This window comes from Microcoleus sp. LEGE 07076 (genome assembly GCF_015207455.1).
Lineage (GTDB): Bacteria > Cyanobacteriota > Cyanobacteriia > Cyanobacteriales > Microcoleaceae > Microcoleus.
The window spans coordinates 1-8804 of the sequence record NZ_JADEWV010000228.1 but is presented as its reverse complement, the minus strand read 5'-3'; the positions used below and the strand labels follow the sequence as shown (position 1 = coordinate 8804).

Genomic DNA, 8804 nt, shown 5'->3' with positions numbered 1-8804 from the left:
CTGCGACTTGAATATCTGCTCGATCGATAAATTGCATAATTTAGTCAGTAGTCAACTGTCAACTGTCAACTGTCAACAGTCATTAGTTATTAGTTATTATGATACCAGCTCCAAGTACAATATGCCTCTTTTCCTTGACTCCGCCCCGACGGATGAAAGCCAAGTTTACTCGCGATTTACAGTTGCCGGAAAAATATAATTATACCTATTCTCAGGAACCGCACATCAAACCGAGCTTTAAACGAGGTGGTATTCACCTTTTCGGCGCGCGTAAGCTTAGGGAATTGCCGACAGAAAAAGCGTGAGGTTTGGGGTTTTAATTGAGTGAAAGTGTCTCTATTTTAATCTTTAAAAGCTACAGTTATAACCCCAGCTTAACGGGATATCTCGTCAAGATTACAAGGACTTCTGCAACACTCTCAATCAAATTGTAACGGTTTGAGTTCGATCGACTCATTGCCATAAATCATTCGATCGGGCGACTCATACCAAATCCGGGTAACATACCCCCTTTATCGTAGTAGGGTGCCTCGATCGGCTATTTACCATCCGCAGTATTTGTTTGTGGCGACGCACCTTACTTACGCCGTCATGGATCATAAATGGGTTTTCTTCCCCGGATTTAGTGTCACTAGAACGATCGAGCCAGAACTCCCCGATTTACTACTTTTGTAGTACACTTGTAATTAAAGCGCTTGGACGCGCAGTTATCAAACTCAAGTGTTGGCAAGGGTTGTATCTCAAAAAAAATTATGGCAAGCTTTCAGGAGATCGTCAAATACTACAGCAATTACTGGAAAATCTCGGTTGTCACCATCGGTGCATCCAGCCTGCTGGCGATCGCCGATTTAGCTGTGCCCTACGCGATCGGGCAACTGTTAAACGTATTGTCCGATCGACCTACAGACACAATAACGCAAACATCGATCGCTGCGATCGCCTCACTTACCCAGCAGTCACCCAGTAAAACATTATCGCTGTGGGTATTGCTAGGCTTGATTTTTTTGGTAACAGTCGCCAAAGCACCAGTACAGCCTTGGGTGGGAAATTGGTTCCACTGGGCACTACCATTAAGGGCGCGGCGCGATCGAATGAGAGGCGCGATCGGCAAAATCCTCACCTTACCCCTAGAATTCTACGACGAAAACAACGCCGGACGGATTGCCAGCCGCATCTCCAAAGGCATCGCCAACCACACTTGGACTTACCCAGAAATTGCCGGTGAATTCATCCCCGAAGTCGTCCGGTTAATCGGCATCTTTGCAGTTATCTGGTTAATTGAATGGCGGATCGGTTTAATAATTTTGGTCTCCTTCCTCTTTATCCTCAGCTTCACCCTCAAAGGTCTCCAAAAACTCACTCAGCGCGAAGAAGTTTTGGATGAATACATCGAAAATACCGAAAGCCGCAACTCGGAAATTATCACAAACATCAAAACAGTCAAAGCTTTTGCGACGGAAACAGACGAACTAAAAAGGCAAACAACTAGACTCGATCGCGAATTAAAAATTGTAATTAACCGCATTCACAAAGGATACGTTGTCCTGGGAACATACCAGCAGACGATCGTGCAGTTTTGCCTGTTTTCAGTTCTCGGTTTTAGTCTGGCCGCCACAGTCTCCGGCGAGATATCTCTGGGATATTTTGTCACAGTTTATACCCTGGCAAGCATGGCATATTCCCAACTGCGTCCGATTAGCATTATCGCCGAATTATTTGCCCGCCGCTATTCTTCAATGATCCGGTTTCACGAGTTTATGCAGTTAGCAGACGGTGTAGATGCAGTCAATTTAGCTGCCGAAAATGCTGTATCCGCCTCGCCTTATCAATTTACTGGCAAAATCGAGTTTTGCGGGCTGACGTTCGGGTACGATCGCCAAAAGCCTGTTTTGCAGGATGTAAATTTATTAATTCATCCCCGCCAGACTGTAGCATTAGTCGGGCGATCGGGTTCGGGGAAATCAACATTAGTTAAACTGCTGTTTCGGTATTTCGAGCTTAATTCCGGGCGCATTCTGATCGACGGCGAGGACATTTGCAGCTTAGACGTGACTCGCTACCGCAAGCGTTTAGCCATCGTGCATCAAGAAGTAGACGTGTTTAACGGTACTTTGCTGGAAAATCTAATTTACGGCAATCGGAAAGCAACTTTTGAGCAAGTCGAGGAAGCTTGTCGCATCGCCAGAGTAGACGAGTTTGTCAGCTTGTTGCCCCAAGGTTACTATACCGTTGTCGGGGAGCGGGGAATGCGTTTGTCCGGCGGTCAGCGACAGCGGTTGGGCATTGCCAGGGCTTTGTTGGTGGAGCCGGACGTGTTAATCTTTGACGAAGCTACTTCTAGTTTGGATTATGAATCGGAGCGATCGATCCAGCTAGCCATGCAAAACATCTTGGGTACGCGCACCACCATAATTATCGCCCACCGACTCAGTACAATTCGCGAAGCCGATGCGATCGTTGTACTCGACGGCGGTAAAATCGTCGAAATTGGCAGCCACGACGAACTCTTGAAGCAACAAGGCATTTACCGCCGCCTGCACTCGCTGCAAGAAACCGGGGAATTAGTGAATTAGTGAAGTTGTCAGTTGTCAGTTGACTATCCTGGACGCAGAAACCGGGTTTTTTACCACTCCATCTAAAATCCAAAATTGCCCGATGCCCCATGCCCGATCCCGGAGCAAGGCGTCGGGTTCAATTCCCATACTAGACTTATCTGTTCTGAACTTAATGATTAGAGTTTTAAATATAATGTTGCAAAAAACAGATGAAGGTGCTAAGGTGTATAACTGTTGTGGAAAAGGGTCGGTGCCCGAGCGGTTAATGGGGGCGGACTGTAAATCCGCTGGCTACGCCTACGCTGGTTCAAATCCAGCCCGGCCCACCACAATTAAAATAAAAGTTAAAAATTAAAAATGTTAAATTAAAATTTTTAATCTTTTATGCCCGTGTAACTCAGGGGTAGAGTACCTCCTTGGTAAGGAGGAAGTCGCGAGTTCAAATCTCGCCACGGGCTTAACTTTGTAAATCTTAATTTTAGAGAAATTAAAAATCTCAATCAATTGACGGTTTAGGCGGATTTTTTGCCGATCGGGTTTTTAAATCTCGCCCAAAAAAAGAGACCGAGCAGCCCGTAATGTTAAGATTTATTTCCCGTCCCCGCAGGTTGCCCCTAGGGTGTTTTGTGTGGCGGCGCGATCGAGATATCGCCAGCCCGAGAAAGTCGCGGGCGCAGGATTTGCTGCCGGAAAACCTAAAAGTGGCGACCTTTAGAAGCCCAGAAATGACCAGAAATCAGCGTATCAAAGTCATTATCTACGCAAAAAAGTATTTATTTCGGACAATTGACAAATTTCTAGCCGAGTGAAAGTAGTTATTTGATAACTCTAGTCGCACCCGATACTGCAAATCCCAGGTCGAGCCAAGTTAGGATAAGAATTATTAGCTTTCTTCGCTCTTGGGAAATCAAGCAATTTTTGCTGGTGATGCCCATCAGCGCCTGTCTGTTAACAACTATGTTCTTGAGGAAGCGGCAAGTAAGCCCCGCCCCGCTTCCTTCCCGTCGCTAAGACAAAAATGCTAGATGCCCAAGGTGTCTGCGGGGGTGAGGTATTCAGCGGGAGTTGTTAAATATGAGTTTATCTTTTAAGCAAATGACCCTTTATGTGACTCTGCTGTCGTGCGGCGGAGGCATCGGATGGTTGGGGAATCGCTACCTGCAAGGCCCAAATTATCTCGAAACAGGATCGGTTTTGCCCGTGGTGCGCCAACAAATCCCGCCATTTGCTTCTCCTCTTGTTGAGGAAAATCGCCCAGTCGATCGCAGCAATCCCAATTTTATTGCTGAAGCAGCCGAAAAAGTCGGCCCGGCTGTCGTGCGGATTGACGCATCGAGCAAGGTGACGAATCAAGTGCCGGAAGCTTTCAAAAATCCTTTGTTTCGCCGGTTTTTTGGGGACAATTTGCCGCAGCCGGAAGAACGAGTCAAACGCGGTACCGGTTCGGGGTTTATTCTGACTGCTGACGGCCGCATCGTGACTAATGCTCACGTTGTTTCCGGTACGGATACTGTTAAGGTGACTCTCAAAGACGGCCGGGAGTTTGAGGGTAAGGTGCAGGGTGTCGATCCGCTGACGGATGTGGCTGTGGTTAAGATTAATGCTAAGGAACTGCCGCAGGTGACTTTGGGTCGATCGGACAATATTGTACCGGGACAGTGGGCGATCGCGATCGGCAATCCTTTAGGTCTCGACAATACGGTGACTGTGGGCATTATTAGCGCCACAGGTCGATCGAGCTCCCAAGTCGGTATCCCCGACAAACGAGTCCGATTCATCCAAACCGACGCAGCCATCAACCCCGGCAATTCGGGCGGCCCCCTGCTTAACGACCAAGGCGAAGTAATTGGCATCAATACCGCCATTCGCGCCGACGCTCAGGGCTTGGGATTTGCAATTCCGATCGAAACCGCCAAACGAGTTTCCGATCAGTTATTCGCCAAAGGAAAAGCCGAACATCCCTATCTCGGCATTCAAATGATTAGCTTGACTCCCGCCACCAAAGCAGAAGTCAACAAACAACTAGACCGTAAAATCACCCTCGATCGAGGCGTAGCCATAATGCGAGTCGTGGAAAATTCCCCCGCTCACAAAGCCGACCTGCGCGCCGGAGATGTCATTCAAAAAGTTGACGGAATTGCGGTCAACTCTCCCGGGGACGTACAAGAACAGGTGGAAAACACTACTGTGGGCAAAGAACTCGAAGTGGAAATTAACCGTTTGGGTCAAGTTCAAAAAATTAAAGTACGTCCCGGTGCTTTTCCCCTATCGGGAAGCTCCACCGGTGAGTAATTTCAATTCTCTCAACCGCATCAGCAGTATTCTTGGGGTGTGGCTATAGTTTAAAATCCCTCGTAGAAAAATCCACAATCGATCGCTCCACCTTAAACTTCGGCCCGGGGAACACAACTTTCCGTTTCACGCTAGCCAAACAATTATGTTGTCGCAACACTTGAGAGAAATCCTCGAATTTCCAGAGGTGGAGATCAGATCAAATCCTCTCTTCATCGGAATAATAAATTCGAGTCAACAGTCAACAGTCAACATCACCTGACGGTGTCAGCGGAAATGATCTAACAAATAAATCTGATACTCGATCGTCCTAGACGCAAAAACCGGGTTTTTTTACCAAAATCCTCCTTTTATGGCGAGGTATTATAGGATTAAAAACCCGGTTTCTTAATTCCCTGTCCGTCCAGGATTGTTGATTTTTTGAACAACACTCATCTTTCTGGCTTCCCCAAGCCGTCAATTTTTTTTACTTTTCTTTGGGAGAGTTTGGTTTAATCGAGCTAGTGCTTGCTAAATTTTCTTCTAGGTGCATCCTCTGCTCCATTTGCCTGAGAAAATAGCCTGTCATCATCGCTGAAGCTAGCAAACCTGCTAAGTTTTCGCGGTCAGTGGTAATTTGAACATTAAAATTGTCTGAGGGCAAAACGCCTACCAGTCCTTGGACATTATGAGAAATAATTTCTTGGATTTCTGGGCTGGCGGACTTGGCGATGCGCGCTAGAACCTCCGGAGATTGGTGTTGGAGGTACTTCAGAAGTGGGTTTACTGCGGTTTGTTGGGCATTGGAATTGTCAAAGTCAGGGTGAAAAACCATTTGGCGATTCTTAATTTCTGGCTTGCTACATTCTACTTCAAACTACTCATCATTGCTTGTGCACAAATTTGCCTGAAAGTCAATTTGCAGTTGTTTGGGGAGTTGGTCTACCTGAAAGTACCGGTGGAATTTCTCGGTAACTTGTAACCAATACGATCGCCCCTCCGCAGGCTTCCGTTTGCGTACAAAACCCATTTCCACAAGCTCCTGCACCTGTTGGTAAGCTCCCGAACCCCGCAAATTAACTAAATCTGGCTGCGCGATGCCGCCTTTAAGGGCGATCGCCGCCAGCGTCCGCAAAGCTCCAACACCCAATTCTGGAGGTATTAAAGTTTGCATCAAACTGGCAAACTCGTCTCTCAGTTGCAGGCTGTATCCCGTCGGAGTTTCCACAACTTCTAATGCACTGTCGCGGCGGGAAGAGTCAGACATGAGTTCGATAATACCGTCTTCGGCGGCAGATCGATCGCACTTAGCAATCTCGGCAATTTCTGCGATCGGCACGGGCTGACCTTTGAGGTAAAGTATAGCTTCTATTGTTGTGGCTAAGCGAGTCATTGGGAAATTGGTAACTGAAAAAAATTGGGACGTTGAAGTTCGGCAACTATTAGTGTACGGGATTTAACGAATTTAACTGAGATATTGCACCATTGGTGTGGAACCTGTAGGGGATCGCTTCGCCAACAACCTTAAAGATTGCAAACAGCCTAAATCAACCCGCCCTCCTCCACGAATCACCTCCGGATCGATATTGATGCCAAATCTGAGATTTAACCCATATCTGTGACTTCCGTATGCGCCGATTTGTTCACCTGAAGATTCACTCTAGCAACATCACGATTTTGGGGATATTAACTAATTTATATTTGAAACACTAGATGTTTTTAATTAATATTTGAAGCCAGCCTAAATTGTCTGATAAATTATTTTTTTTGCAGTGAACAAAGAAGGTAAAACCCAGCGTTTCAACATTCCAAGACTTTCTATCTAATGCTATTGGGATAAGCTGTAGTCAAGGCTCAAGGATAAACCATTGGGAGTTTGGATGTTTTAATGGTGGTAACTTTAGCTCAAAACTTGATGGGGGAAAAGCAACCAGAAAATCATTCCAGGCGCAAGTCCACAACCGAATAACTTTAAAAAACAGCTTTTGAGGACGCTCGCAAGATATCAAATGGGTTCTCTAAAAATTAGAGGACTTGCATTCAGGGCGATCGTACTTTTTTGATTTTTTGTTAGCCTTAAACCGCCTCAACAAGTGCCGGTTCCCAAACCTCCCCGTATTTTTCCTTCAATTCGTGCCAATTTTCCACCTGTCCCGGTTCGTATTCCCCCGGTTTTCCCCACTGCAAAAATGCGCTCAAAGCAGCATCATTTTGCTCGTCCACAAAACGAATTGCATAAGTCGTAAAATTGCCTCTTTTCGCCTCGCCAGTCTCAAATTTTACCTGTTTAATTTTGTCCATATTCAGGTGAAATTCAAATATTTCGGCGTGCATATTTGCATATTTACCCTTCGGCAGCTCCGCATAAAACAGCTTGTGAATTGAACCGCGCACTTCCAGCACGGCGGCGCTGCTAGTCACGATTAAACGCAGCGTTCCCAATTTTTCACAAGCTTCTAAGAATTCTTTCAGATTAGGCATAATTTGATGATTGGGAATTGTTGACTGTTGACTGTTGACTGTTGACTGTTGACTGTTGACTGTTAACTGTTGACTGTTAACTGCTGACTATTGCCAACGGCCTACTGACTATTTTTCGTACAGTTCGTAAGCGGCGACAATCCGCTGCACTAGCGGGTGTCTTACCACATCCGCTTGAGTGAATTCGCAGAAAGCAATGCCTTCAACGTTGTCCAGAATGTTTTGGGCAACTGACAATCCCGACTGTTGGTGTGCTGGCAAATCTGTTTGAGTGAGATCCCCGGTTACTACCATTTTTGATCGAAAGCCGAGACGAGTCAACACCATTTTCATTTGAGCAGGCGTTGTATTTTGAGCTTCGTCTAAAATTACGAAAGCATTACTGAGAGTGCGGCCCCGCATATAAGCTAAAGGAGCTACTTCGATCAAGCCTCTTTCCATTAAATCGGTCATTTTGTCGGGGTCGATCATTTCTTGGAGGGCGTCGTAAAGCGGGCGCAAATAGGGATCGACTTTTTGCTGCAAATCTCCCGGCAAAAATCCTAATTTTTCGCCAGCTTCTACGGCGGGTCTGGTTAAAATCAGCCGTTCGTACTGCTTGCTTAACAGCGCTTGTACGGCGAAAATAGCTGCTAGAAATGTTTTGCCAGTACCCGCTGGGCCGATGCAAAATGTCAGGTCGTGGGTGCGTACTGCTTCGACGTACTGGCGCTGCTTGAAGGTTTTGGCTCTGATTTCTTCGCCGCGGCGGGTTTTGGCGAGCACGTCTCGCTGCAAGTTTTGTAAGTCTTCTTGGCGGTTGCTATCCAAAGCTTGGCGCGCTGTCTGGATTTCAACTCCGGTAATGGTTTTGCCTGCTTTCCAGAAGCCGGAGAGCGATCGCACTAATTTATCACACAATTCTACTTGAGTTTTTGTGCCTGAAATCAGCAGTTCTTGCCCTCGCATTACCAGGTTGGCGCCGGTTTGCTTAGAGATAATTTTCAAATTTTCTTCTTGATTACCGGCGAGCGAGATAGCGCTTTGAGTGTTCGGCAATTCAATTTTGAGTTTTTCAGTCATGCCACCATGAGCTCCTCCAAATAAGCAATTAAAAGTTAAAAATTAACCGTTAAATCAGTCAGTGTTTGCGAATAAAAAGACGCCCTACACTAGATTATACCCAATATCTAAGGCGTCTTTTATCTTTAAATGACCAATAAGTTTGATGCTTGAGGCACAAATCAAATCTCCTTTCTATGAAGTCAGGCAACTTGAGATTTTAGATTTTAGATTTTAGATTTACCCGAGCTCGCTGACATTTGAGATTTTAACTTTTTGTGCGATCGCAAAACCGGCAATCTCAAATCAAACCGGGCTTGTAATACAAAGTCTACAACAGCCAATCTAAAATCTAAAATTGTTTCTCAGCTCTTGAGTTAATAACCGGGAGTATTTCTGCTCGTTCTAAACGTAGGTGTGTTAGTACGGCGAGGTTGTTCTCTCGAAGGCCTGCTA

Annotated in this window: 8 protein-coding genes and 2 tRNA genes; 6 read left to right on the top strand and 4 right to left on the bottom strand. The window is 46.0% G+C overall.

Annotated features, from left to right (window positions below; translation table 11 throughout):
• The 6 genes from IQ270_RS31475 to IQ270_RS25450 all read left to right on the top strand — a co-directional run.
• Nucleotides 1–199, top strand: a 199-nt coding sequence (locus IQ270_RS31475; RefSeq protein ID WP_228056691.1) for a hypothetical protein, incomplete at its 5' end; no start/stop codon positions are given.
• A gap of 553 nt (nucleotides 200–752) precedes the next feature.
• Nucleotides 753–2573: an ABC transporter ATP-binding protein gene (locus IQ270_RS25470; RefSeq protein WP_193975959.1), complete on the top strand. Its 1821-nt coding sequence runs from the start codon at nucleotides 753–755 to the stop codon at nucleotides 2571–2573.
• A 226-nt stretch (nucleotides 2574–2799) separates the two neighbouring features.
• Nucleotides 2800–2884, top strand: a tRNA-Tyr gene (locus IQ270_RS25465).
• A gap of 57 nt (nucleotides 2885–2941) precedes the next feature.
• A tRNA-Thr gene (locus IQ270_RS25460) sits at nucleotides 2942–3013 on the top strand.
• Between the two features lie 120 nt (nucleotides 3014–3133).
• Complete coding sequence (locus tag IQ270_RS25455) at nucleotides 3134–3364, top strand: hypothetical protein (protein ID WP_193975958.1); 231 nt, start codon at nucleotides 3134–3136, stop codon at nucleotides 3362–3364.
• A 265-nt stretch (nucleotides 3365–3629) separates the two neighbouring features.
• Nucleotides 3630–4847 carry an HhoA/HhoB/HtrA family serine endopeptidase gene (locus tag IQ270_RS25450; protein ID WP_193975957.1) on the top strand — a complete coding sequence of 406 codons (1218 nt, stop codon included), beginning with the start codon at nucleotides 3630–3632 and terminating at the stop codon, nucleotides 4845–4847.
• Between the two features lie 466 nt (nucleotides 4848–5313).
• Here IQ270_RS25450 and IQ270_RS25445 read toward each other — a convergent pair whose 3' ends face one another.
• The 4 genes from IQ270_RS25445 to IQ270_RS25430 form a co-directional block, all read right to left on the bottom strand.
• Entirely contained in the window at nucleotides 5314–5661 is a 348-nt protein-coding gene (locus IQ270_RS25445; protein WP_193975956.1) for a DUF760 domain-containing protein, read from the bottom strand.
• A 42-nt stretch (nucleotides 5662–5703) separates the two neighbouring features.
• Entirely contained in the window at nucleotides 5704–6219 is a 516-nt protein-coding gene (gene scpB / locus IQ270_RS25440; RefSeq protein WP_193975955.1) for an SMC-Scp complex subunit ScpB, read from the bottom strand.
• Nucleotides 6220–6902: 683 nt separating this feature from the next.
• A complete protein-coding gene (locus IQ270_RS25435; RefSeq protein WP_193975954.1) occupies nucleotides 6903–7307 on the bottom strand; it encodes a ChuX/HutX family heme-like substrate-binding protein in 405 nt (134 codons plus the stop codon).
• A gap of 108 nt (nucleotides 7308–7415) precedes the next feature.
• Nucleotides 7416–8369, bottom strand: a complete 954-nt coding sequence (locus IQ270_RS25430) for a PhoH family protein (protein ID WP_193975953.1) — start codon at nucleotides 8367–8369, stop codon at nucleotides 7416–7418.
• Between the last annotated feature and the right edge of the window lie 435 nt (nucleotides 8370–8804).

Bases quoted from the DNA above. Each gene is read 5' to 3' on its own strand.
- IQ270_RS25430 (WP_193975953.1), bottom strand. From the start codon at position 8,369: ATGACTGAAAAACTCAAAATTGAATTGCCGAACACTCAAAGCGCTATC.
- IQ270_RS25470 (WP_193975959.1), top strand. From the start codon at position 753: ATGGCAAGCTTTCAGGAGATCGTCAAATACTACAGCAATTACTGGAAA.
- IQ270_RS25435 (WP_193975954.1), bottom strand. From the start codon at position 7,307: ATGCCTAATCTGAAAGAATTCTTAGAAGCTTGTGAAAAATTGGGAACG.
- IQ270_RS25445 (WP_193975956.1), bottom strand. From the start codon at position 5,661: ATGGTTTTTCACCCTGACTTTGACAATTCCAATGCCCAACAAACCGCA.
- scpB (WP_193975955.1), bottom strand. From the start codon at position 6,219: ATGACTCGCTTAGCCACAACAATAGAAGCTATACTTTACCTCAAAGGT.
- IQ270_RS25450 (WP_193975957.1), top strand. From the start codon at position 3,630: ATGAGTTTATCTTTTAAGCAAATGACCCTTTATGTGACTCTGCTGTCG.
- IQ270_RS25455 (WP_193975958.1), top strand. From the start codon at position 3,134: ATGTTAAGATTTATTTCCCGTCCCCGCAGGTTGCCCCTAGGGTGTTTT.